General features: G+C 72.5%; 20 protein-coding genes. 17 read left to right on the forward strand and 3 right to left on the reverse strand.

Annotation, left to right across the window (positions count from 1 at the left end):
* Positions 1–17: 17 nt before the first annotated feature.
* Positions 18–1,220 carry a cytochrome P450 gene (locus PKE99_RS24640; protein ID WP_037049852.1) on the forward strand — a complete coding sequence of 401 codons (1,203 nt, stop codon included), beginning with the start codon at positions 18–20 and terminating at the stop codon, positions 1,218–1,220.
* Here the strand turns inward: PKE99_RS24640 and PKE99_RS24645 are convergent.
* Positions 1,204–1,371, reverse strand: a complete 168-nt coding sequence (locus PKE99_RS24645) for a hypothetical protein (RefSeq protein ID WP_197040769.1) — start codon at positions 1,369–1,371, stop codon at positions 1,204–1,206. The genes PKE99_RS24640 and PKE99_RS24645 overlap by 17 nt on opposite strands.
* A gap of 24 nt (positions 1,372–1,395) precedes the next feature.
* Between PKE99_RS24645 and PKE99_RS24650 the strand changes: the two genes are divergently transcribed.
* Genes PKE99_RS24650 through PKE99_RS24665 form a run of 4 tightly spaced genes read left to right on the forward strand, consistent with a single transcriptional unit; the run spans position 1,396 to position 5,678 of the window.
* Positions 1,396–2,040 (forward strand): SDR family NAD(P)-dependent oxidoreductase, encoded by a 645-nt coding sequence (locus PKE99_RS24650; RefSeq protein WP_197040770.1) that lies wholly within the window; start codon positions 1,396–1,398, stop codon positions 2,038–2,040.
* On the forward strand, positions 2,037–2,981 hold the full coding sequence (locus PKE99_RS24655) for an alpha/beta hydrolase (protein WP_037049854.1): 945 nt from the start codon (positions 2,037–2,039) through the stop codon (positions 2,979–2,981). Before PKE99_RS24650 ends, PKE99_RS24655 begins: the two co-directional genes overlap by 4 nt.
* A complete protein-coding gene (locus PKE99_RS24660) occupies positions 2,978–4,810 on the forward strand; it encodes a flavin-containing monooxygenase (RefSeq protein ID WP_081924520.1) in 1,833 nt (610 codons plus the stop codon). The genes PKE99_RS24655 and PKE99_RS24660 overlap by 4 nt, the downstream gene beginning before the upstream one ends.
* Position 4,811: 1 nt before the next feature.
* Positions 4,812–5,678, forward strand: a complete 867-nt coding sequence (locus tag PKE99_RS24665) for a TIGR03619 family F420-dependent LLM class oxidoreductase (protein ID WP_037049860.1) — start codon at positions 4,812–4,814, stop codon at positions 5,676–5,678.
* Positions 5,679–5,699: 21 nt separating this feature from the next.
* Here PKE99_RS24665 and PKE99_RS24670 read toward each other — a convergent pair whose 3' ends face one another.
* Positions 5,700–7,952 carry a molybdopterin-dependent oxidoreductase gene (locus PKE99_RS24670; protein ID WP_231498337.1) on the reverse strand — a complete coding sequence of 751 codons (2,253 nt, stop codon included), beginning with the start codon at positions 7,950–7,952 and terminating at the stop codon, positions 5,700–5,702.
* 190 nt (positions 7,953–8,142) lie between these two features.
* Positions 8,143–9,012: an alpha/beta fold hydrolase gene (locus PKE99_RS24675; protein ID WP_037049863.1), complete on the reverse strand. Its 870-nt coding sequence runs from the start codon at positions 9,010–9,012 to the stop codon at positions 8,143–8,145.
* 172 nt (positions 9,013–9,184) lie between these two features.
* Here PKE99_RS24675 and PKE99_RS24680 point away from each other — a divergent pair, with 172 nt between their 5' ends.
* The 12 genes from PKE99_RS24680 (at position 9,185) to PKE99_RS24735 (ending at position 23,485) form a co-directional block, all read left to right on the forward strand.
* Positions 9,185–9,535, forward strand: coding sequence for an SDR family NAD(P)-dependent oxidoreductase (locus tag PKE99_RS24680; RefSeq protein WP_231498338.1), 351 nt, complete (start codon positions 9,185–9,187; stop codon positions 9,533–9,535).
* 128 nt (positions 9,536–9,663) lie between these two features.
* Positions 9,664–10,983, forward strand: coding sequence for an MFS transporter (locus PKE99_RS24685; protein ID WP_037049866.1), 1,320 nt, complete (start codon positions 9,664–9,666; stop codon positions 10,981–10,983).
* Between the two features lie 185 nt (positions 10,984–11,168).
* Positions 11,169–12,401: a Vgb family protein gene (locus PKE99_RS24690; RefSeq protein WP_037049869.1), complete on the forward strand. Its 1,233-nt coding sequence runs from the start codon at positions 11,169–11,171 to the stop codon at positions 12,399–12,401.
* A 172-nt stretch (positions 12,402–12,573) separates the two neighbouring features.
* Complete coding sequence (locus PKE99_RS24695) at positions 12,574–13,011, forward strand: Zn-ribbon domain-containing OB-fold protein (protein WP_037049872.1); 438 nt, start codon at positions 12,574–12,576, stop codon at positions 13,009–13,011.
* Positions 13,008–14,192 carry a thiolase C-terminal domain-containing protein gene (locus PKE99_RS24700; protein WP_037049874.1) on the forward strand — a complete coding sequence of 395 codons (1,185 nt, stop codon included), beginning with the start codon at positions 13,008–13,010 and terminating at the stop codon, positions 14,190–14,192. Before PKE99_RS24695 ends, PKE99_RS24700 begins: the two co-directional genes overlap by 4 nt.
* A complete protein-coding gene (locus PKE99_RS24705; protein ID WP_037049876.1) occupies positions 14,189–15,646 on the forward strand; it encodes an aldehyde dehydrogenase family protein in 1,458 nt (485 codons plus the stop codon). Before PKE99_RS24700 ends, PKE99_RS24705 begins: the two co-directional genes overlap by 4 nt.
* Before the next feature lie 19 nt (positions 15,647–15,665).
* Positions 15,666–15,965 (forward strand): hypothetical protein, encoded by a 300-nt coding sequence (locus PKE99_RS24710; protein ID WP_037049878.1) that lies wholly within the window; start codon positions 15,666–15,668, stop codon positions 15,963–15,965.
* Between the two features lie 171 nt (positions 15,966–16,136).
* Positions 16,137–17,024, forward strand: a complete 888-nt coding sequence (locus PKE99_RS24715) for an SDR family NAD(P)-dependent oxidoreductase (RefSeq protein WP_037049880.1) — start codon at positions 16,137–16,139, stop codon at positions 17,022–17,024.
* Between the two features lie 31 nt (positions 17,025–17,055).
* Positions 17,056–18,282, forward strand: coding sequence for a cytochrome P450 (locus PKE99_RS24720; RefSeq protein WP_051737904.1), 1,227 nt, complete (start codon positions 17,056–17,058; stop codon positions 18,280–18,282).
* Between the two features lie 108 nt (positions 18,283–18,390).
* On the forward strand, positions 18,391–20,031 hold the full coding sequence (locus PKE99_RS24725) for an AMP-binding protein (protein ID WP_051737905.1): 1,641 nt from the start codon (positions 18,391–18,393) through the stop codon (positions 20,029–20,031).
* Complete coding sequence (locus tag PKE99_RS24730) at positions 20,028–22,265, forward strand: CoA transferase (protein ID WP_063739822.1); 2,238 nt, start codon at positions 20,028–20,030, stop codon at positions 22,263–22,265. Before PKE99_RS24725 ends, PKE99_RS24730 begins: the two co-directional genes overlap by 4 nt.
* Positions 22,262–23,485 (forward strand): cytochrome P450, encoded by a 1,224-nt coding sequence (locus PKE99_RS24735; protein WP_037049883.1) that lies wholly within the window; start codon positions 22,262–22,264, stop codon positions 23,483–23,485. Before PKE99_RS24730 ends, PKE99_RS24735 begins: the two co-directional genes overlap by 4 nt.
* The last annotated feature ends 68 nt before the right edge of the window (positions 23,486–23,553 follow it).

Here is a 23,553-nt window from a genome sequence, read left to right on the forward strand (position 1 = left end):
ACGATCGGAGTACCGCCATGCCCACCCGAACCGAGGACGTCCCCGCCGAGCTGGTGGTGGACTTCGACATCGCCGATCCCGCCCTCGCCGTCCCGCACGAAACACTGGCCGCGTACCAGGAGAAGACGCCGGTCGCCTGGTCGCCGCGGCACGGCGGGCACTGGATCCTCACCCGCTACGACGACTGCCACGAGGCCTGCCGGGACTGGGAGGTCTTCTCCGTCGAGAACGCGCAGGTCCCGCGCATCACCACCGAGCCCTCGATCCCCAACGAGATCGACCCGCCCGCGCACAAGCACTACCGGGACGTGCTCAACCCGCTGTTCAGCCCGCGCCGGATGAAGGCCCTCGAGGACCGGATCCGCGCGGTGGCCGTCGAGCTGATCGACGCCTTCGCCGCGCGAGGGACCTGCGAGTTCGTGACCGAGTTCGCGCAGCCGATCACGGCCGGCACGTTCGTCGCGCTGATGGGCTGGCCCGCCGAGCACGCCCCGCAGTTCGACCGCTGGACCACCGACATGCTCGTCGGGAAACCGGGGGCGTCCCCGGAGGAGGACGCCCGGGTCCGCTCCGAGGCCAACGACGCGGTGTTCGCCTACTTCGGCGACATGATCGCCCGGCGGAACGACCCGCGGCCGGACGACGTCATGTCCGTGCTGTTCACCGCCCGGTACGACGACGAACGCCCGCTCACCGACACCGAGCTCCAGAAGATGTTGTGGCTGCTGATGGTCGGTGGCCTGCACACCGTCCGCGGGGTGCTGTCCTTCGGGATGCTGCACTTCCTGCGCGACCGCGCCCAGCGGGACGCCCTGATCGCCGATCCCGGCCTCGCCGGTGCCGCGGCGGAGGAACTGCTGCGCATCGACTCGCCGGTCGCGCTCGGCAGGCTCGTGAAGAAGCGGACGGTCGTGCGCGGGGTGACCCTCGAGCCGGGCGACCGGGTGCTGCTGATGTCGTCGGCCGCGGGTCGGGACCCCGCCGAGTTCGAGGACCCGGGCACCCTCCGGCTCGACCGCCCGACCAACCGCCACCTGGCCTTCGGGGCCGGGATCCACCGCTGCGTCGGCTCCCACCTGGCCCGCATCGAGATCCGCACGGCGCTGGAGGAGATCCACCGCCGGATGCCCGACTACGAGCTGGACGGGGATCCGGTGTTCCACCACAGCCAGGTGCGAGGGCTCGAGTCGCTGCCCCTGCGCTTCACCCCGTCCCGGTGAGCCCAGAGTCGAGGAGCATCGCGAAGAAGCTCGACTTCGGCGGCCGCCGGGCGCTGGTGACCGGCGCGGCGTCGGGCATCGGCCGGGCGACGGCGCGGTGGCTCGACGAGGCCGGGGTCGCCGGGTTGATCCTCGTCGACGTCGATGCCACGGGACTGGCGGCCGTCGACCTCTCGTGCGAGGTCCGACGGGTCGTCGGGACGTCGGGGACCCGGGTCTCTGGGAGCGGATCGAGGCCGAGACGTCGCGGCTCGACCACGCCGTGCTCAACGCCGGGGTGCCGCCGGCCGGTTCTCCCGTCGCGGACACATCCGCGGAGCAGTGGCGTCGGGTCCTGGGCACGAATCTGGACGGCGCGTTCCACGGACTGCGGTGTGCGTTGCGGCTGATGCGGGGCCGGGGCGGCAGCATCGTCCTGACCTCGTCCGTCGCCGGGATCAGGCCGATGGAGGGGACCGCGGACTACGGCGCGGCGAAGGCGGCGCTGGGTCATCTGGCGAAGGTCGCGGCGCTGGAGAACGCCGCCGACGGGATCCGGGTCAACGTCGTCGTGCCGGGCAGTGTGGACAGTGGGATCTGGGACGCGCAGGAGACGTTCCGGCAGGCCGTCGCGGACCGTGGCGGCGACCGCGCGGACCTCGTCGCGGAGCTCGGCGCGCTCAACACCCCGCGCGGCCGGTGGGCGCAGCCGGAGGAGATGGCGGACTCCATCGGCTTCCTCCTCTCCGACCTGGCCGCCAACGTGACGGGCGCCCACCTGGTCAGCGACGGCGGGATCTCCCTGGTCAGCGCCCGGAGCCGGATGCCGGAGCCACGGTGACCGCGATCGACCCGGAGCTCGAGCCACTCCTGGAGCGGATGCCCACGCGGCCGTTCGGCGCGGACACCCTCGAGGCCGACCGGGCGGGAATGCGCGCCGTCTGGTCCGGCGCGGGCCCGCCGCCCGCGGACGGGGTCACACGGTCCGAGCGACGGGTGCCCGGCACGGACGTCGGGGTCGTGGTCTTCGAGCCTGCCGTGCGGACAGGTGTCGTGCCCGCGCTCCTCTTCATCCACGGCGGCGGGTTCGTGGGGGATACGGCCGACAACGGGGCGCCGTTCAACCGGCGGATCGTGGCGGAGCTGGGCATCATGGTCGTCTCCGTCGACTACCGGCTCGCGCCCGAGGCGCGCTACCCCAGCCAGATCGAGGACTGCTATGCGGCGCTGCGCTGGCTGCACTCCGAGGCCGCGGAGCTCGGCGTCGACCCGACGCGGATCGCCGCGGAGGGGGTGAGCGCGGGCGGCGCGCTCGCCGCGGCGCTGGCGCTCATGGCCCGCGACAAGGCGGAGTTCCCGCCGCTCGTCCTGCAGTCGTTGATCTACCCGATGCTCGACGACCGCTCTGTCGCGCCGGACGGCGTCACCGGGGAGATCGCCTGGTTCCGGGAGAGCAACGACTTCGGCTGGTCCTGCCTGCTCGGCGCCGATGCGGTGGGCGGGCCGGACGTGTCGCCCTACGCCGCCCCGGCGCGCGCGACAGACCTGTCCGGGCTGCCGCCCACCTATATCGGTGCCGCCGGACTGGACCTGCTCGTCTACCAGGACCTCGACTACGCCACGCGCCTGATCGCGGCGGGCGTCCCGACCCGGGTCGAGGTCTACCCGCGGACCTTCCACGGCTTCGACGTGGGAACGGCGCGGGTGAGCGAGGACTTCAAGCGCAGCCGCCTCGCCGTGCTGCGGCGCGGCCTCGGAATCAGTACAGGAGACGCATCGTGACGACCTGCGGACCCTCGTCCACGCCCACCGACCTCGACATCCCTGCGCTGCGGGAGAAGTACGCCGCGGAACGGGACAAGCGCCTGCGGACCGACGGGTCGGCGCAGTACATCCACACCGGACAGGGCGAGCGCGACGACTTCTTCGAGGCCGACCCGCACAGCCCGCCCGTCGTGCGCGAGCCGCTGCACGAGGACGTCGAGGTCCTGGTGGTCGGCGGCGGGTTCGCGGGGTTGCTCACCGGCGCGCACCTGAAGGAGGCGGGCGTCGAGGACGTCCGGATCGTCGACATGGGCGGGGACTTCGGCGGCGTCTGGTACTGGAACCGGTACCCGGGGATCCAGTGCGACAACGAGTCCTACTGCTACATCCCGCTGCTCGAGGAACTGGACGCCATGCCGTCCAAGCGGTTCCCGGACGGCGCGGAGATCTACGAGCACTGCCGCGCCATCGGCAAGCACTACGGCCTCTACGACGGCGCCCTGTTCGGCACCATGATCCGCGCGATGCGCTGGAACGAGACGACCAGGCGCTGGACCGTCACCACCAACCACGACGACGAGCTGCGCGCACGCTACGTCGTGATGGCGACCGGGCCGTGGAGCAAGCCGAAGCTGCCCGGGATCCCCGGCCTCCACGACTTCGCCGGCCACACCTTCCACTCGGCGCGGTGGGACTACGGCTACACCGGGGGCAGCCCCGGAGACACGGTGTTGGACAAGCTGCACGACAAGCGCGTCGCGGTGATCGGGACCGGCGCCACGGCGATCCAGATCGTGCCGTACCTCGCCCGGTACGCGAAGCACCTCACCGTCTTCCAGCGCACACCGTCCGCCGTGGACGAACGCCGCAACCCGCCCACCGATCCCGAGTGGGCGGCGTCGTTGACGCCGGGCTGGCAGAAACGCCGGCAGGCCGCCTTCCACGCCTTCGCCTCCGAGCCGTTCCCGACGCTCTCGCCCGCGGAGGACGTCGCCTGCGACTTCTTCACCGAGGTGGGGCGGAACGTCTCCGCGCGCATCGCGGGTTGCACCCTGGAACCCACCGAGCTCGCCGCGATCCGCGAGCAGGAGGACTACGGCGTGATGGAGCGCGTCCGGCGACGCGTCGACGACATCGTGCACGACCCGGAGACGGCCGAGGCGCTCAAGCCCTACTACCGTTACCTGTGCAAGCGGCCCTGCTCCAGTAATGACTACCTGGAGACCTTCAACCGGCCCAACGTCACGCTGGTCGACGTGTCGGCCACCAAGGGCATCGAGCGGATGACCGCGAGGGGCCTGGTGGCGGGCGGGCAGGAGCACGAGGTCGACTGTGTGATCTTCGCCAGCGGCTTCGAGATCACCGCCCAGGACCTGAGCGTGGCCTCCGGCATCGACGCGATCGAGGGTCGGGGCGGGCTGTCCCTTTTCGACCATTGGCGGGACGGCTTCCGCACTCTGCACGGCCTCACGAGCCACGGCTTCCCCGGCCTGTTCTTCACGGGGAACACCCAGGGCGGGGGCAACGCCAGCGTCACGGCGAACTATGTGCAGCAGGGCGAGCACATCGCCTACCTGATCGCCGCGGCGACGGCCCGCGGCGCCGCGACCATCGAGCCGACCCGCGAGGCGCAGGACGCGTGGGTCGCGCTGATCAAGGAACTCGCCCCGCCGAAGACGTTCCTCGAACAGTGCACGCCGGGCTACTACAACAACGAGGGCGGCGGTCACGGCGGCATCCGGCCCGCCACCGGCGAGCGGTACGGGCGCGGGTTCTACGAGTTCGACCGGCTCCTGCGGGACTGGCGGGACGCCGGTGACCTGGCCGGGATCGAGCTGGTGCGCTGAGATGCGGATCGGGGCGGTGTTCCCGCAGTACGACGTGCTGCGGGACGCGGCCGACATCGCGGAGTTCGCCCGCGGGGTCGAGGGGCTGGGGATGGACCACCTCCTCGTCTACGACCACGTGCTCGGCGTCGATCCGGCGGTTCGTCCGGAATGGACGCACCTCTACCGGAACGACTCGGAGTTCCACGAACCCTTCGTGCTCTTCGGGTACCTGGCCGCCGTGTGCCGGCTCGAGCTGGTGACCGGCGTGCTGGTGCTGCCACAGCGGCAGACCGCGCTCGTGGCCAAACAGGCGGCGCAGGCGGCCTGGCTCGCCGAGGGCGGCCTGCGGCTCGGGGTCGGTCTGGGCTGGAACGAGTCCGAATACCGCGCGCTCGGCGTGCCCTTCGCCCGACGTGGGGCGCGGATCCAGGAACAGGTCGCGCTGCTGCGGTCGCTGTGGTCGGCGCCGTCGGTCACGGCGCGGACGAGCGTCGAGGAGCTCGACGGTGTCGGCCTCGCGCCGCGGCCGCGCCGGGAGATCGCGGTGTGGCTGGCGGGGAAGGCACCCGCGGCGCTCGCCCGGGTGGGGCGGATCGCCGACGGCTGGTTCCCGCTGGAGAAGCCGGGCGCGGAGGCGGCCGCGCGTCTGGAGGCGGTGCGCCGGGCGGCACGCGAGGCGGGGCGCGACCCGGCCGGGATCGGCGTCGAGCCGCGGATCCGGGTGCCGGGTCGACCCGCGGACGAGCTGGCGGCGGAGATCGGCTTCTGGGTCGACCACGGCGCGTCGCACCTGTCGTTCAGCACGATGGACGCCGGCCTGGGGTCGGTGGCGGAGCACCTGCGCCATCTCGAGAGCGCGCTGGGCACGGTCTCGCGAGGGAGGTGAACCGCCGGTCCCCGCTCGGGCTCAGGTGCGGGCCAGGCGGACCGGGATCGCGTTCATCTGCACCGTCCCCGACAGCGGGTCGAGCACGGTGCCGTCGGTGAGGGTGTTGCTGTTGACGCCGGGCTTCCGCGCAGCGACCCGCAGCCGTGCGTGCGGGTCGTCGTGGCCCCAGCCGTGGCCCAGCGAGACGACGCCGGGCGCCACCTCGTCCGTGACCCGGACCGGCACCCGGATCTCGCCGGCGGCCGAGGTCACCCGCGCGAACCCGCCGTCGGCCAGGTCGTACGCCTCGGCGTCGGCGGGGGAGACGTGCAGCGCCGACCGGTCCTTGCCCTTCGCGAGCGGCGAGACGTTGTGCAGCCAGGAGTTCTTCGACCGCAGGTCACGGCGGCCGATGAGCAGCAGCGTGCCGGGCTCGGGCTGCGGGACCTCGACCCGGGCGAGGGCCTCGAGGATCATCGGCGGGGCCAGCTCGATCGTGCCGGACGGCGTGCGGATCACCTCGTCGAGCCGCGGCTCCAGCGGTCCGAGGTCGATGCCGTGCGGGAACTCCAGCAGTCGGGAGAGCGACAGCCCGCCCGGATCACGCCCGAACCGGTCGCCGTAGGGGCCGGAGCGGATGCGCAGGTCCAGCAGCCGTCGCGGGCCGCGACCGGGCACGCCGGCAACGATCTCGGACTCCTCTGCGCCCAGGCTGCGGGCGATGGAGCGGCGCAGGCTCGTCGCGATCTCGTCGTCGATCTCGTCGGGGTCGGCGTGGGGGCCGCGGCCCTCGTAGATCGCGCAGAGCCGCAGGAGGATCTCCCACTCCGAGAGCATTCCGTCGGGGACCTCGCGAGCGGGTGTGGAGAAGCGCGCGTAGTTGCGCTGCGCGTACTGGTAGAGCACGAGATCGAAATGGTCCCGGGTGAGCGTGCCCGGCGGCGGGAGGATCACGTCCGCGTACCGCGTCGTCTCGTTCAGGTAGGGATCGACACAGATCAGCGCCTCGACCTCCGTGAGGGCGCGCTGCATGCGTGCGGAGTCCGGCAGCGAGCGTGCGAGGTTGCCGGCGTACACCACCAGTCCGCGGACCCGGCCGGGACCGGGGGTGAGGATCTCCTCGGCCAGCGCCGCGACCGGAAGTTCGCCGAGCACCTCGGAATGCCCGCTCACCCGCGTCCGGTACCGGCCGACGGTGAACGGGTGCGCGGGCTTGGGGGCCTTCCGCGTGGTCGGCCCGCCGGTGACGGGCCGGGTGAACAGCAGCCCGCCCGGTCGGTCGAGGTGCCCACACAGGACGTTGACGGCCTGGAGCGCCCAGCAGGTGAGAGTGCCGTACCGGTTGAGGGTCGTCCCGAGCCGGCCGTAGACGGCGGCCCTGTCCGCCGTGGCGAGCTCCCGTGCCAGCCGCGCGATCGTCTCCGGTGGGATTCCGCAGACCTCGGCGACGGCCGCGGGCGGGTGTGCCGCGACGACCTCGCGCAGCTCGCGGAGCCCGCTGAGCCGGCCTGCGGCCGCGCGGGGTCGCACCAGGTCCTCGGCGAACAGGACGTGCAGGATCCCGAGGAACAGGAACAGGTCCGTGCCGGGCCGGATCTGCAGGTGCTCGTCCGCCGCCGCGGCGGTGGCGCTTCGGGCCGGGTCGACGACGACCACCCGGCCGCCGCGGGCCCGCAGCGCCTTCAGCTTCCCGCGATAGTCCGGCGCGGCGCCGATGCTGCCGTTCGAGACCAGCGGATTGCCGCCGACGATCACCAGCAGATCCGTGGTCTCGAGGTCCGGCACCGGGATGCTGCTCGGCTCCCCGAACAGCAGGGCCGCCGTGACGTTCTGCGGCAGCTGGTCCATCGTCGCCGGCGAGTAGGCCTGGATGCTGCCCAACGACCGGGCGAGCCGGCCCGCGAGCAGGGTGAACGCGACGTTGTGGCCCGTCGGGTTGCCGGTGTACGCGGCGACCGAGTTGCGGTCCTCCGCGAGCAGGGGCGTGAGCAGCCGGTCGACCTCGGCGAACGCCTCCTCCCAGCTCGCCTCGCGCAGCTCGCCGGCGCGCCGCACGAGCGGGCGGGTCAGCCGGTCGGGATCGTCGTCCACGGCCCCGAGCGAGGCGCCCTTGGGGCAGAGGTAGCCCCTGCTGTAGACGTCGTCGGCGTCGCCGCGGACCGAGACCACCCGGTCCTCGGCGTCGAGGGTGACCGTCAGGCCGCACATCGCCTCGCACAGCGGGCAACCCCGGGGGACGGTCCGCATGGCCAGGTTCCGGACGGTGGCTCGGGTGGCGGCGTCGGTCGTCATCGGGCCTCCTCGCACATATCTAACGACTGTAGGTTGAGGATGGCGAGCGGTCAACGGTGGTCGTGCGCCGTGAACCAGGCCGGGTGCTCGGCCGAGGGGCACCGCTCGCGGACCGCGAGATGGCCGGACCCGAGCCGACCGCCGCAGCGCCAGGCGATGGTGCCGAAAGCGGTCGCAGGCGGGTGAGTCCTCATCCGGCGAGCCGGACCGGACCGTCGAGGAAGTCCAGCAGGTGCTCGCCGAACACGTCGTTGTCGTCGCCCGCGACCATGTGCCCGGCGCCGTCGACGTCGACGAGGCGGGCCGACGGGACCAGGCTCAGCAGCTCCTGGGCGCCCGCGGTGCTGACCACACGCGACTGCCGGCCCCGCACCAGCAGCGTGGGCACGGCCAGCCCACGCGCGGCCTCGCGGGCGCGCCGGGCGTTCTCGTCGAGCGTGCGCGGGTCGGTCTGCCGGCTGTCGAGCAGGCGCGGGTCCCAGTGCCAGTACCAGCGACCGTCGCGGCGGCGGAGGTTCTTCTTCAGGCCCTCGGGCCGCGGCAGCCGGGTCCGGTGCGGGTTGTAGGCGGCGACGGCCGCAGCCGCCTCGTCGAGCGTGGCGAATCCCGCCGTGCCGGAGCGCATGAAGTCGGTGATCTCCGCGGTCCCCGCGCGCTCGGTGGTGGGCGTGACGTCGACGAGCACCAGGCCGCGGGCCAGTGTCGGGTCGGCTGCCAGCGCGAGCAGGGAGGTCATGCCGCCGAGGGAGGCGCCGACGAGCACCGGGGTTTCGTCGAGCACGGCGACCGCCGTGCGCAGATCGGCCACGTGCGCGTCGAGCGTGTAGTCGCCGTCCGGCGCCCAGTCGCTGTCGCCGTGTCCGCGCAGGTCGAACGTGATCGCGGTCCAGCCCTCCGCGGCCAGCCGTCGGCCGGTGTGTCGCCAGGAGTGCCGGGTCTGCCCGCCGCCGTGCAGCAGCAGGACGGTGCCGCGGCGCGTGCGCAGGGGCGGTGCCCACCGGTCCGCGGCGAGCCGGACGCCCTCGCCCGGCAGGGTGAGCCGGCGGTGGCCGTGTTCCATCGATCTCACCTTCGTCCGAGTTGGGCGCGAGCGGGCTCGTGCGGTCGGACCATGGCGCACCCCTCGCGTCGTCGCGGCAGCCTCCGCCGCCGAGGCGCGACGGTAGACGGATCGTGTGTCATCGTATCGCAGACTTACCTTATCTCTGTAGATTGACCCACGGGAGAGTGTGGTGAGTGATCTGTCCGAGGACTGGCGCGGGGTCATGGCGACGAACCTCGACGGCGTCTTCCTCTCCTGCCGCGAGGGCGCCCGCAGGTTCGTCGAGCAGGGGACGGGCGGCTCGATGATCCTCGTGTCGTCCAGGGTCAGCCGCTTCGGTGCGGCGCAGCAGGCCGCCTACGCAGCGAGCAAGACCGGTGTGCTCGGGCCGGCCCGAACGCTCGCCGTCGAGCTGGCCCGTCACCGCGTCCGGGTCAACACCCTGGTCCCGGGCTGGACCCGCACCGGCCTCACGGTGCCGCGGCAGGAGGCGATCGTGGTCGACGGGGGCTACTCCGTCTTCTCAAGCGAATTGCACTAGTAATACTTGTAAAGATAACCCGTTTGTGTGACTCTCTCTCGCGTGCGACGCGGCTCACCTCCCCTCGTGGGCCGCGTCGCCGTCGTCGCGGAGGGGCGGTCGAGGGACCGCACCCGGAGGAGGAGCCCATGACGGACGTCCAGCCCTCGATCGCCGGCGAACGTGCCGGTCCGGAAGGGTCGCGGAGCGGGCGGGCCGGGAAGGCCGCGTTCGTCGGCACCGTCCTCGAGTACTACGACTTCAGCCTCTACGGCTCCGCGGCCGCGACGGTGTTCGGCACCGTCTTCTTCGCGGGCTCGTCGCCCTTCCTCGCCACCCTGCAGTCCGTGGCGACCTTCGCGGTGGCCTTCCTGGTCCGGCCGATCGCCGGCGCGGTGCTCGGCAGCGTCGGCGACCGCATCGGGCGACGACGGGTCCTGGTCGGGACGATGCTGGTGATGGGTGTGGCCACGATGGGCATCGGCCTCGTACCCGGCTACGCGACTCTCGGTGCGGCGGCTCCGGTGCTGCTCGTGGCCCTGCGGGTGCTGCAGGGAATCGGCGCGAGCGCCGAGTTCGGCGGCGCGACCCTCGTCGCGGTGGAGTTCGCCAAGCCGGGACGGCGCGGCCTGCTCGGCTCGCTGCCGGGTACGGGGGCGGCGCTCGGCGGCGTGCTGGGCACCCTGATGCTGCTCGCGGTGTCGTCCCTGACGACCTCCGAGCAGTTCCTCGACTGGGGCTGGCGGATCCCGTTCCTCCTGAGCATCGTGCTGGTGGGCTACGGCATCTGGCTGCGCAGGCACCTGCCCGAGACCCCCGAGTACCGCCGCGCCGAGGAGGCGGGGGCCACGGTGCGGTCCCCGCTCCGCGAGATCCTGCGCACCCGGCGTCGCCAGGTGCTCGCGATCATCGCGATCGTCACCGCGCAGACCGGGTTCGGCTACTTCTACATCGTGTTCGTCGTGTCCTATGCGGGCGGCGAGCAGGTCGGGCTGTCCCGCACGGTCACCTTCGCGGCCCTGCTCTCGGCGCAGCTGGCCGGCACGGTGCTCACCCCGGTCTTCGGTGCACTGTCGGACCGCATCGGGCTGCGGCCGGTGATCGCGTTCGGACTGGCCTTCTCGGCCGTCCTGGCCTTCCCGTTCTTCGCCCTGGTGCGGGGCGACTGGCCGCCGGGGCTGTTCATCGCGATGATCCTGGCCAACGGCGTCGCGGCCACGGCGATCGTCGCGGTGGCCGGGACGCTGGTCACCGAGCTGTTCGACCCGGGCGTCCGCTACAGCGGCATGGGTCTCGCCCGCGAGACCGGGAACATGATCGGCGCGGCCGCGACGCCGTTGCTCGCGGTTCAGCTCGCGCACCTCGGCGCCGGCACCTGGCCGCTGAGCCTGCTCCTGGTCGCGTTGTCTGCCATCGGCGGGCTCGGACTGCTGGCTGTGCGCAGGCGCGCCCGCCCGGTCGACGTCTGACGAGCCCGGCCTCCTCCCCGATTCGGGTGAACCGCGCATCCTGCGATCTTCGTCATCGTTGTAAAGATTACTGGTGATCATTGGCTCTCGCCGCCGACGGCCGAGGGCCGGTCGGCCAGTTCGACGACCGGACGTTGACCGAGGAGAGCGAAGAGCTGATGCGGGCTTCAAGGACGAGGCGCAGGGTGGTGGTCGCGGCGACGACGAGCGCCGCACTCGTGGTGGGCGCGGTGCTGGTGGCCGGGCCCGCCGCCGCGGAACCGGGTGCCGCGCGACCCGGATCCGAGGGTGCGGCCGCCGCGGCCGCCGAACCGTGGGCGACGGACGCCCCCGGGATGAAGTCGGGCACGGCGACGCTGCCCGGCACCGGGCCGATCCACGAGTTCCCGGCCTTCCCGACCCCCGCGGGCTTCTCCTGCGAGGTGGCGATCGCGAACAACGGCGACCTCGTCTCGGACGAGTTCGTCGGTAACGCGATGGGCGTCGTCGACCCGCACACCGGCGAGGTGCGCGACGTCCCGCTGCCCAACCCCGGCGGCCTGCCCGGCGGCCAGAACCGCGGGCCGGACGGCCACATCTGGTTCGGCGAGGTCGGCGGCAACGCCCTGGGCGAGTTCGACCCGGAGACCGACGAGATCACCACCCACGCCTTCCCGTGGGCGAACGTCGGTGTCCCGACCCAGCCGCTGCCGGTGGAGATCAACAACGGCCCGGGCGTCTCCTTCGACACGACCTGGGCGAAGGACGGGAAGATCTACTTCACCGCGATCGGGCTCAACGCGATCGGCAGCTTCGAGCCGGAGTCCGAGGAGTGGGAGCTGTTCCCGATCCCGACGCCGGCGGCCGGTCCGGTCGCGATGGAGGAGGGCCCGGGCGGGACCGTCGCCATCACCGAGGGCTTCGCCAACAAGGTCGCCACGTTCGACGTGGACACCCATGAGTGGAAGGAGTACTCGATCCCGACCCCGGGCGTGACCTTCCCCGCCGGGCTGACCGTGTCGCCGGACGACAAGTACCTGTACTTCGGTGAGACGCTGGCGTCGAAGATCGGCCGCCTCGACCCGGCGACGGGCGAGATCAAGGAGTACGACCTCCTCGCCATGCGGCAGGATCTGCTCGGCGGCAGCCTGTCCCTCGGCAACCCGCTCCCGCAGCCCGGGCAGCTGCGCTTCGGCAGCGACGGCAAGATCTACTTCGTCGAGGGAACCTTCACCGGCGGCAGCCGGATCGGCCAGCTCGACGTCGAGAAGAACACCCTGGCCGAGATCGACACCCCGTCCCCGGTGTCGATGCCGTGCGACCTGAACAACACGGTCCCCGGCAAGATGATCTTCGCCAGCTTCGCGACCAACCGGATCTCGTACTTCGACATCCCGAACACGGTCGACATCAGCAACACGTACCCGCTGCACGGCTGAGCGGAGCTTGCGGAGCGAACATCGGTCCTGAGCCGGGGCTCCCCGAGGCCCGGTCGCCCGACTCCCACGAGGAGGGCGACCGGGCCTTACTTCTGTAGGTTCAGGGTCTTGACTGCATAAGCTTTATAAACTTTTATGGCACAGCAGGCCCGGAGCATCGACGAGGGAGACGATGGCGAACGAACGCGACGAGGTGCATCCATTCTCCGACCGCGTCGACCATCCCTACTGGGAGGGTCTCGGTGCGGAGGAGCTCCGCATCCAGCGCTGCGCGGGATGCCGGCGGTGGAGCTGGCCCGCGGACTGGCGGTGCCCGGCCTGCGGCGCCTACGACATGGTCTGGGAGCAGGTCGAGCCCGTGGGACGCGTCTACTCCTGGATCCGTACGCACCTGCCGTTCGTGCCTGCCTACGCCGACCTCGTGCCGTACGTGAACGTGCTCGTCGAGCTCCCGCAGGCCGGCGGTGCGCGGATCATGGGGCTGCTCACCGGCAGCGAGGAGGGCATCCGGATCGGGGCCCCGCTGACGGGCTCGTTCCAGCCGGCGTCGCCGCGTACCGCGGACCTGCCGGTGCTCACCTGGTCGCTCGGCGAGCAGGTGGCGGCATGAAGCCCGCGCAGATCGCCGCCGTCGGATACGGCAGCACGGCGTACCACAAGCGCGGGAAGTCGCCCGATCCCGAGCGCAAGCTGCTGCTCAAGGCCATCGACGACGCCGCGGCGATGGCCGGGATCGACACCGCCGACATCGACGGGTTCGTCTCCTACGGCGCCGATCTCCAGGACGGGCCGCGGCTCACCGGGCCGCTCGGCACGAAGGAGCTGCGCTGGAGCAGCCTCGTCTGGGGCGGCGGTGGCGGCGGCAGCGCCGGGGCGATCGCGCAGGCCGAGGCAGCCATCCTCTCGGGGCAGGCGGAGACCGTGGTCGTGTACCGGGCCACCGCCGAGTCGACGAGCGGACGGCTCAGCTCGGCCGTGAGCCAGGGCGTGTTCGGCCTCGCCTACCGTGCCCACGGCATCGACGCCCCCGCCCAGGCACTCGGCCTGCGGACCCAGCGGCTGCTCGAGGCCGAGGGCGTGCCGGCGAGCGCGCTCAAGGCCGTCGCGCAGGCCAGCTACTACCACGCGAACCGCACGCCGTGGGCCGTCGGCAAGGACCTGGTGCTCACCGACGAGGCCTACGACTCCTCGCGGCTGATCGCCGAGCCGATCCGGCTGTTCGACTCCTCGAGGGAGAACGACGCCGCTGCGGCGATCATCTTCACCTCCGCCGAGCGGGCCCGGCACCTGACCGACAAGCCCGTGTACCTGCTCGGCGCGGCCTACGGTGCCCAGGGCCGGTGGGGCGAGATGGACGAGAACCACGAGCCGTACCACGCGTCGTCGCAGGCCGCGCCCGCCCGACGGGTCTGGGAGCGCACCGGCCTGACCGCGGCGGACGTCGACGTCGTGCAGCTCTACGTCAACTTCACCGGCCCGCCCGTCTCGGCGCTGATCGACCTCGGCTTCTGCACCGCGGAGACGGCCGGCGAGGTGCTCACCTTCGAGAACCTCGTCGCCCCCTCGGGCCGGCTGCCGATCAACACGAGCGGCGGGGACCTCGCCGAGGGCTTCCTCCACGGGATGGGCAACGCCGTCGAGGCCGTCCGGCAGCTGCGCGGGGAGTCGCCCAACCCTGTCCCCGGGGCGAAGGTCTGCCTGGTCTCCGGCGGCCCGATCTCCGAGCTCAGCAGCGTCGCGCTCTTCGCCACCGAGCAGGGCGGACCGACCCCGAACAGGAGCACGGCATGACCCTCGCCGACGACCGCACGTCCGTCCTGCCCACCCGCCTGGTGATCGGCGACGCCCGCCTCGACCGCGCGTCCGGCGGCACGTACGAGCACGTCAACCCTGCCACGGGGAAGACGCAGGCCGCGGTCCCGATGGCCGGCATCGCGGAGATCGACGCGGCCGTGGCCGCCGCCCGCGAGGCCCTGCCCGCCTGGCGGGCGTGGAACCCGGTCGACCGCCGCCGCGTGCTCACCCGCTTCGCCGAGCTGATCCGCGAGCACGTGGACGAGCTGGCCACCATCGCCTCGCTGGAGATGGGCGGCCCGCGCGCCTACACCCCGTTCTCGGTGCACTACGGCGCCGACTGGATCGAGGAGGCGGCCGGCTGGGCCGACCGGTTGGCCGGCGACACCGTGCCGCTCACCGGCCGCGGCGTCTTCGAGTACACCGCGGTCGAGCCGGTCGGTGTGGTCGCCGGGCTGGCCACGTGGAACGGCTCGACCGGCGCCTACGGCATGACGATCGGAGCACCGCTCGCGGCCGGGTGCACCGTCGTGGCCAAGCCGTCCGAGCTGGCACCCTTCGGCGCGATCCGGACCACCGAGCTCGCGCTCGAGGCCGGGCTGCCGCCGGGCGTGCTCAACGTCGTCACGGCCGGGGTGGAGGCCTCGTCGCACCTCGTGGCGCACCCGGGCATCGACAAGATCACTTTCACCGGCAGCCCGGCCACCGCCCGCCGGATCGCCGCGGCCGCCGCGGAGCGCCTGACCCCGTGTGTGTTCGAGCTGGGCGGCAAGTCGGCGAGCCTGGTGTTCGCCGACGCCGACCTCGACCGCGCGGTCACCTCGGCCCTCACCCTGACCGCCAACGCGGGCCAGGTCTGCACGCTCGGCTCCCGGCTGCTGGTCCACCGTTCCGTGCACGACGAGTTCGTCGAGCGGCTGACCGCGGCGCTGGCCGGCATCCGGCAGGGCGACCCGTTCACCGAGGGCGTGTCGATGGGCCCGGTGATCAACCAGGCCGCGGTCGACCGCATCGTCGGGATGATCGACCGCTCCCGCGCCTACGGATTCGTCCTCGCAGGTGGGCAGCGCGCGGGCGGTGAGCTCGCCGACGGCTTCTTCGTCGACCCGACCGTCGTCGAGCTCCCGGACAACACCGTCGAGCTGGCCCGCGAGGAGGTCTTCGGGCCCGTCGTCGGGGTGCAGACCTTCGACGACGAGGACGAGGCCGTCGCGCTGGCCAACGACAGCGACTACGGCCTGGCGGGCTACGTGTTCACTGCGGACGTCGGCCGGGCGTTGCGCGTGGCCGGTGCCCTGGACACCGGCAACGTCGGCGTCAACGGCGGTGGCGCGCCGGCGGGTCCGCACATCGGGTTCGGCGGCCGCAAGCAGAGCGGCTACGGCGTCCAGGGCGGCCTCGGCGGCGTCCGGGAGTTCGTGGCCGCGAAGACCGTGCAGGTGCTCCTGTGAGAGCGGAAGGGGACGAGCGATGAAGCCGACGACCGGCGCGAGGTTGGGCAGCAGCGGGTGCACCACGCAGGTGATCGTGGTGCGTCCGCCCTCCGAGGACGTCGACCTGACCTGCGGCAACGTGCCGATGGCGCCGTTGCCGGTCGACGCGGGCAGCCCGATCGGGGAGGACGGCCCGGGGTCGCTCACCGGCAAGCGGTACGTGCACCCGGCCACCGGCATGGAGCTGCTGTGCACCAAGGCCGGAGCGGGGCAACTGCGGGTGGGCGACGAGGTGCTGGGGATCAAGCAGGCGAAGAGCCTGCCGTCGTCCGACTGACCGCTTCAATCGTCATTACCGTAATACTTGCAAAGATAAACAGGTCATGTGAGACTTCGCCTGGCGTGACCGCCGGCACACGGGAAGCCGTGCGCTCCGGACGGCTCCGACCCATCGACGGGACGCGGCAGGTGTCCGCCCAGAAGGATCTGCGGCACAGGAGGAACGGCAATGCGTTTGGCGAACAAGGTCGCGGTGATCACCGGTGCCGGCTCGGGCCTGGGGCGGGTGTCCTCGCGGCTCTTCGCGCAGGAGGGCGCGAAGGTCGTGATCACGGACGTCTCCGAGGAGCGCGCGAACGAGACCCTCAAGCAGGTGCTCTCCGACGGCAACGAGGCGATCGCCGTCAAGGCCGACGTGACCGTCGAGTCCGAGGTGGAGGCCGCGGTGCAGGCCGCCGTCGACACCTACGGGCGGCTGGACGTGATGTTCGCGAACGCGGGCATCCCGGCCAAGGACTTCGGGCTCACCCCGTTCGAGGACATCTCCGAGGCGGAGTGGGACGAGACCCACGACGTCGTGCTCAAGGGCGTCTTCTTCGCCGTCAAGCACGCGGTGCGGGCCATGAAGAACAACCCGGGCGGGCCCGAGGGCGGCTCGATCATCTGCACCTCGTCGGCAGCCTCCCTGGTCGGCTACCCGGGCTTTCCGCAGTACGGGTCGGCGAAGGCCGGTATCAACGGCCTGGTCCGCATCTGCGCGGCCTGGGAGATCGGCCGCTACGGGATCCGGATCAACGCGATCGCCCCCACGCACGGCATGTCCGCCAACTTCATCCTCCCCGCGGACGCCCCCGTGCTGGAGAAGTCCCACGAGGAGATGGCGGGCGAGTGGATCCCGGAGCACTCGCCGATCCCGCTCAAGATCAGCCGCCCGCCGCGCATCCTGGACAGCGCCTACCCGGCCCTGTTCCTGGCGTCGGACGAGTTGCTGTACATGTCCGGTGTCACCATCCCGACCACGGACGGCGGCACCCTCGCCCAGGTCGCCATCCCGTTCGGCGCCAACTGGCGGGAGAACCTGAACGACAACGCCCGCAAGGGCAACTTCAACGGCTGAGCGCGCCCACCACCACCTGCGGGAGTCACCGATGACCGAGAAGACCCTGGACGAGGTCAAGGCGGAGCGCCGCCACGACTACGACGTCTACCCCGGCGGCACGATCCAGCAGAAGCTGGACGAGATCGCCGAGCTGCGGGAGAAGTGCCCCGTCTCCTTCTCGGAGAAGGGCGGGTTCTGGGTGGCCACCACCTACGACGACATCTCGAGCATCCTGCGGCGCAACAACCGCGGCTTCGTCAGCTTCCCGAACATCCCGGACGGGAAGGTGGCGTTCGGGCAGAAGCAGCAGATCCCGATCGAGCTCGACGGCGACGTGCACCGGAAGTACCGCAAGCTGCTCGACCCGCTCTTCTCCCCGGCCCGGGTGCAGGAGATGGAGAAGCAGATCCGCGACGTCGCGAACGGGCTCATCGACGGGTTCGTGGCGACCGGGAAGTGCGACGTGGTGCCGCAGTTCGCCTTCCCGTTCCCCGGCACGGTCTTCCTGTCCATCATGGGCTGGCCGCTCGAGGACGCCGAGCGCATGAACGACTGGGTCAACATCTTCCTCCACGGCGTGCCCGGCGGCACCGAGGAGGAGACGATGCAGGCCCGGATCAAGGCCAGCGAGGAGTCCCGCGCCTACATCCAGGCCATCGTGGACGACCGGCGGGCCAACCCCGGCGACGACATCACGAGCGTGATCGTGAACCAGGGGCTCGAGGGCGAGCCGATCTCCGACAGCGACCTCTCCGACCTGTTCGTGCTGCTGCTCATGGCCGGTCTGGACACGGTCCAGAGCGTGATCGGGCAGAGCATCGCCTACCTGGCCACCCACCCGGAGCAGTGGGAGGCCATGTTCGCGACGCCGGACGCGCTCGCGCCCGCGATCGAGGAGCTGCTGCGCTGGACCTCGCCGGCCATGCCCACCCGGAACGTCGCCGCCGCGTCCGCGCAGGTGGCCGACCTCGAGCTGCCGGAGGGCGAGCGGGTGTTCTGTCCGCTCGCCGCGGCGAACCGGGACCCGAAGTACTACCCGGACCCGGACACCGTCGACTTCACCCGCGAGTCGAAGCCGCACCTGTCCTTCAGCCTGGGCGCGCACCGCTGCGTCGGCGTGCACCTCGCCCGCCTGGAGCTGCGCATCGCCTTCGAGGAGCTGCACCGGCGGATCCCGTCGTTCCGGCTGCAGGAAGGCTGCACCCCGAAGGAGCACCTGGGGCTCACCTGGGCGATCGAGGACGTGCGGATCGAGTTCGAGCCGCGCTCCGCGTGACGATGACCGCCTGAGAACCCATCGGCCTCGGAAGCCGAGGCCCCTTCGGACGAAGGGGGCAGTTCGCCGACTCCCTTCACAGCAGTACCCGCACGTCGAGAGGAACCCATGAGCCCGTCACCGTCGGCCGGGGAGGTCAGGTCGTTCGGCCTGCTGCAGCTGTGGGACGCCGTCGCCGACGGCGTCCCGGAGCGGGAGTGCGTCGTCCAGGGCGGGCGCCGGCTCACGTGGGCCGAGGTGCGCGAGCGGACGACGAGGCTCGGGTGGTTCCTCACCGGCTGCGGGTTCGGCCCCCGGGACGGGGCGGCCGTCGACTGGCGGTCGCCCAACGACACCGTCGGGCTGCTGCTGCGCAACAGCCCGGAGTACCTGGAGGGCAGCATCGGGTGTTACCGCGCCCGGTGCGCCCCCTTCAACGTCAACTACCGGTACCGGGCGGACGAGCTGGCCTATCTGCTCCGCGACGCCCGGCCGGTCGCGATGGTCCTGCACCGCGAGTTCGGTCCGGTGCTGGAGCAGGCCCTCGCGTTGGTCGAGGACCTGCAGCCGGTGCTGGTGGTCGTCGAGGACGGCTCCGGCGCGGCCCTGCCCGCCGGTGCGCGGGCCTACGAGGAGGTGCTGGCCGGCGCACGGCCGCCGGCCGAGCCGGTCGTGCCCTCCCCGGACGACGTGCACGTGCTCTACACCGGCGGCACCACCGGGATGCCGAAGGGCGTGATCTGGCGGCTGCGCGAGCTCGCCGGGCGACCCTGCGGGATCGCGGTGGAGTCGCTGGAGGCGGCCACCCGCGATGCTCCCCGTCGCGGGTGGCTGCGCGCCTTCGTCGCCCCGCCGCTGATGCACGGCGCCGCCGCCTGGTTCTCCTACGGCGCCTGGTCGCGCGGCGGCACGCTCGTGCTGAGCGAGGACCACAGCTTCGACGCCGAGCGCGCGCTGGAGCTGTGCCGGCGCGAGAAGGTCACCTGGATGGCCATCATCGGCGACCCGTTCGCGCAGCCGCTGGTCAAGGCCCTGCGCGCCGGGGCCGAGCCGCCGGGGTTGTCCTACATCTTCTCCAGCGGGGCCGCGCTGTCCCCGTCCGCCTGGTCCGAGTTGGACACCTACTTCCCGGGCCTGAAGCTCGTGAACACACTGGGCTCGTCGGAGACCGGGCCGCAGGCGATGCAGACCAGCAGCGCCCAGCCGGCGTTCAGGGCCGGGCCGCAGACCTTCGTCGTGTCCGACGACCACACCCGGCTGCTGACCGCGGAGAGCCCGGGCATCGGCTGGCTCTCCAACGCCGGCGAGCTCCCCCGCGGGTACCTGAACGACGAGGTGCGCACCGCGGCGACCTACAAGGTCGTCGAGGGGCTCCGGTTGTCTATCTCCGGCGACCGCGCGAGCGTCGACGGGACCGGCGAGATCCGCTTCCTCGGCCGCGAGGCCACGGTCATCAACTCCGGCGGCGAGAAGATCTACGGCGAGGAGGTCGAGGGCGTGCTGCGCGCGCTGCCCGAGATCGCCGACGCGATCGTGTTCGGCCGCCCGAGCGAGCGGTGGGGCCAGGAGGTCGTCGCGCTGCTGGTGGCCGCGGGTCCCGAGCTGGACCGCGACACCATTCGCGCCCGCTGCGCCGACGCGCTGGCCGGGTACAAGATCCCGAAGGCGGTGGCGTACGTGCCGGCGATCCGCCGCCACGACAACGGCAAGGCCGACTACGCCTGGGCGGGCGAGACCTTCGCGTCGCTGGTCGCGGAGGTGAGCGCGTGAGTGTGCTGGACGGCGTCCGGATCGTCGAGCTGGCCTCGGGGATCGCCGGGCCCGTCGCGTGCCGGCTGCTCGCCGAGGCCGGGGCGGACGTCGTCAAGATCGAGCCGGCCGGTGGTGATCCCGACCGCGCCGCGCGGCCCGTCGCCTTCGCGACGTGGAACCGGAGCAAGCGGTCCGTGGTCGGCGATCCGGAACCGCTGCTCTCGCGCGCCGACGTCCTGGTCCACGATCTCCCGGTCGAGGCCGCCCGTGCCCGCGGCCTCGACCCGGAGACCCTGGCCGCGCGGCACCCGGGCCTGATCGTCGCGACCGTGCCGAGCTACCCGACCGGACACCCACTCGCCGATGTCGCCGCGACGGACGCGATGGTGCAGGCCGAGCAGGGCTTCTTCGACGAGCAGCAGGGCAACCGCCCCGGCCCGGTCTACATCCGGCTGCCGTTCCCCAGTTGGAGCGCCGCCTACCTGACCGCCGCGGGCGTCGTCGCGCGGCTCGTGCAGCGGGCCCGGACCGGCGCGGTGCTCCCGGTCGGCACGAGCGTGTTCCAGGGGGGACTCGCCCCCGCGGCGCTGTACTGGCAGCGCTGGGAGCGGCTGCCCGCGGGCCTGGACAGGCACACGCTGCCGAAGATCTGGCCCGACGCCGCCCTGTCCATCTTCGGGTGCGCGGACGGGCGGTACGTTCAGCTCGCCGGCGCGGTCGGCGGCTGGATCGAGTCCCCGCCGGTGCTGGAGGCGCTGGCGCTGGCCGATCTCGTCGACCTGTCCGAGGTCGGGGTGACCCCGGAGAACTGGGCGACCTGGGACCGCGTGTTCCGCACCCGATCCAGCGACGAGTGGCGCGACGAGCTCGGCGAGGCAGACGTGCCGTGCATCGTCGTCCGCGAGCTCGGCGAGTGCTTCACCGACGAGCAGGTTCGGGTCAACGGCTACGTCGCCGAGGTCGACGACCCGGTCGTCGGGCGTGCGCTGCAGGCCGGGCCGCCCGTCGAGACCAGCACGCCGAGCCGGATCACCGGCCCGGCCCCGGCGGCGGGCTCGACCGCGCTCGACGAGGTGCTGACGAGGTGGGCGCCGCGGACGCACGAGGTGTCCGTCCCGCCGGTGGACCCGCGGCCGCTCGCGGGCCTGCGCGTCCTCGACTTCGGGTCGGTCGTCGCCGGTCCCTTCGGCGCGCAGTGCCTCGGCGACCTCGGCGCCGACGTCGTCAAGGTGGAGCCCCTCGCGGGGGACCGCGGGCGCGGGCTCACCCAGTTCGCGGGCTGCCACCGCGCCAAGCGGTCGTTGGCGATCGACCTCAAGGCGCCCGACGCCCGGGAGGCCCTCGGGCGGCTGATCCGGTCCGGCGACGTCGTGCTGCACAACATGCGGCTCGGTCCCGCGGCCCGCCTCGGGCTCGACGGCCCCGGCCTGCGCGCGGTGAACCCGGGCATCGTGTTCAGCCACGTCAGCGCCTACGGTCCGCGCGGGCCGATGGCGCCGCTGCCGGGCTACGACCCGACCGCGCAGGCGTTGACCGGCTGGGAGCACGCCAACGCGGGGGAGGGCCGCACACCGATCTGGCTGCGCAACTCGGTGTTCGACGTCCAGTCCGGCATGATCGCCGCCTTCGGCGCCCTGCTCGGCCTCTACGAGCGCGAGACGACCGGCACGCCGGGGGAGACCGGGACGTCGCTGCTGGCGGCGGGGATCACCGCGGCCTCCGAGGTCGCCGTGACCTTGGCCGACGGGGCGGTCACCCCCGCGCCGGTGCTCGACGCCGACCAGACCGGGCTCGACCCCGCGCACCGCCTCTACCGGTGCATGGACGGCTGGCTGCTGGTCGACGCGGCCGACGAGGGGCAGGCCGAGGCCTTCGCCGCGCACCTCGGCCCCGACCCCGTGGGCGCACTGGCCGCCCAGGCGGTCGACGACGCGCTGGCCGGGCTGGCGGCGGCGGGCGTGCGGTCCTGCCGGGTCGCCGAGGACCGCCTCGACGCCTTCATGGACTCGGTGGTGCACGCCGACCTGGGCGTCGCGCGCACCCTGCAGACCCGCGGCTACGGCCGGCTCGACCTGGTGGCCGGCTTCTGGGACGTGCCGGCCGCGCCCGGTGAGAGCGTGCCCGACCTGGGCGAACACACCCGCGAGCTGCTCGCGGAACTGGGCTACGACGACGCGACGATCGAGGGCCTCGCCGAGGGCGGCGTGATCCGCCTGGCGGCAGTGCCCGTCACGTCGGGAGGAAGGGCATGAGCGAGCGTCCGACGATCGAGTTCGACCACCACACCCCGGAGTTCGGGCAGGACGCCCCGGCGAAGTTCGCCGAGCTCCGTGCCACGTGCCCGATGGGGTTCACCGAGGCGCACGACGGCTACTGGGTCGCCTCCACCTACGAGAACGCGCGGCGCATCCTGTCCGACCCCGAGAACTTCACGGTCGAGAAGAGCGCCGACGGCCTGCGCGGCGGCAAGCTGATCCCGACCGCCCCGCACGCTCCCGCGATCATCCCGGGGAGCCTCGACGGACCGGCCCACGACCGCCTGCGCAAGCCGCTGCGCAACCTGTTCGCCAAGCGCAACATCGAGCAGAAGGTCGCGCCGATCGCCCGCGCGGCCGCGGACCGGCTGCTCGACGAGCTGGTGGGCAAGCCGGAGTTCGACGTCGCGCAGGAGTTCAGCTTCCGCCTCACCGTGGCCACCATCAGCGAGTTCGTCGGGCTGGCGAGCGGCGAGATCGGCGACCCCGAGAAGGTCGTGCTGATGCTCGAGGACGCCTTCGCCATCGACCCCGAGGCCGGCGGCAACCGCGACGCCCTCGCCGCCCGCACCGCGGACAAGTTCGCCGAGGTCCGCGAGCTCGTCGGGCAGGTCGTCCGGGCCCGGAAGGCCGAGCCGCGTGACGACCTGGTCACCGCGATGGTCGACCCGAGGACGGGGCTGACCGAGGACGAGGTGATCGACCTCGCGCTGTCGATGCTGCTCGGCGGGGTGCGGACGACGGCGGCGTCGATGGACAACATCGTGCTGTACCTGGCCGAGCACCCCGACCTGCGCCGCGAGCTGGTCGAGGACCCGGCGAAGATCCCCGACGCGGTGGAGGAGCTGACCCGGCTCGCCGCCGTCACCCCGCTGGTCGCCCGGACGGCGGTGACCGACCAGGCCTTCGGCGACGTGCACGTCAAGGCCGGGGACCGGGTCGCGGCGCTGATCTGCTCGGCGAACCGGGACGAGGAGCGCTTCCCCGGCGCCGAGGAGGTGAAGCTGGGCCGCAAGGACGGCCTGCACCTCGCCTTCGGCGTCGGCATGCACTACTGCCTCGGGATCTGGCTGGCGCACATGGAGCTGCGGGTCGCCGTCGAGGCCGTGCTGCGGCGGATCCCGGACTACGAGGTCGTGGCGGACCGGGTGCGCCGCTACGGCCTGGTCGGGGTCAACAACGGCTTCTCCGCCCTCCCGGTGCGCCCGCGCCCCTGAGAGTCCGCTCCCGGAACGACCACGCGCCGCCGACCCCGGGGAGGTCGGCGGCGCGTCGTCGTTCTCGG

It is taken from the genome of Pseudonocardia halophobica (genome assembly GCF_027922425.1).
GTDB classification, from domain to species: Bacteria; Actinomycetota; Actinomycetes; order Mycobacteriales; family Pseudonocardiaceae; genus Pseudonocardia; species Pseudonocardia halophobica.

Excerpts from the sequence above, each read along its gene's own strand:
- PKE99_RS24735 (WP_037049883.1), top strand. The coding sequence starts at position 22,262 with ATGAGCGAGCGTCCGACGATCGAGTTCGACCACCACACCCCGGAGTTC.
- PKE99_RS24710 (WP_037049878.1), top strand. The coding sequence starts at position 15,666 with ATGAAGCCGACGACCGGCGCGAGGTTGGGCAGCAGCGGGTGCACCACG.
- PKE99_RS24705 (WP_037049876.1), top strand. The coding sequence starts at position 14,189 with ATGACCCTCGCCGACGACCGCACGTCCGTCCTGCCCACCCGCCTGGTG.
- PKE99_RS24675 (WP_037049863.1), bottom strand. The coding sequence starts at position 9,012 with ATGGAACACGGCCACCGCCGGCTCACCCTGCCGGGCGAGGGCGTCCGG.
- PKE99_RS24715 (WP_037049880.1), top strand. The coding sequence starts at position 16,137 with ATGCGTTTGGCGAACAAGGTCGCGGTGATCACCGGTGCCGGCTCGGGC.
- PKE99_RS24695 (WP_037049872.1), top strand. The coding sequence starts at position 12,574 with ATGGCGAACGAACGCGACGAGGTGCATCCATTCTCCGACCGCGTCGAC.
- PKE99_RS24720 (WP_051737904.1), top strand. The coding sequence starts at position 17,056 with ATGACCGAGAAGACCCTGGACGAGGTCAAGGCGGAGCGCCGCCACGAC.
- PKE99_RS24670 (WP_231498337.1), bottom strand. The coding sequence starts at position 7,952 with ATGACGACCGACGCCGCCACCCGAGCCACCGTCCGGAACCTGGCCATG.
- PKE99_RS24665 (WP_037049860.1), top strand. The coding sequence starts at position 4,812 with ATGCGGATCGGGGCGGTGTTCCCGCAGTACGACGTGCTGCGGGACGCG.
- PKE99_RS24685 (WP_037049866.1), top strand. The coding sequence starts at position 9,664 with ATGACGGACGTCCAGCCCTCGATCGCCGGCGAACGTGCCGGTCCGGAA.
- PKE99_RS24640 (WP_037049852.1), top strand. The coding sequence starts at position 18 with ATGCCCACCCGAACCGAGGACGTCCCCGCCGAGCTGGTGGTGGACTTC.
- PKE99_RS24725 (WP_051737905.1), top strand. The coding sequence starts at position 18,391 with ATGAGCCCGTCACCGTCGGCCGGGGAGGTCAGGTCGTTCGGCCTGCTG.
- PKE99_RS24700 (WP_037049874.1), top strand. The coding sequence starts at position 13,008 with ATGAAGCCCGCGCAGATCGCCGCCGTCGGATACGGCAGCACGGCGTAC.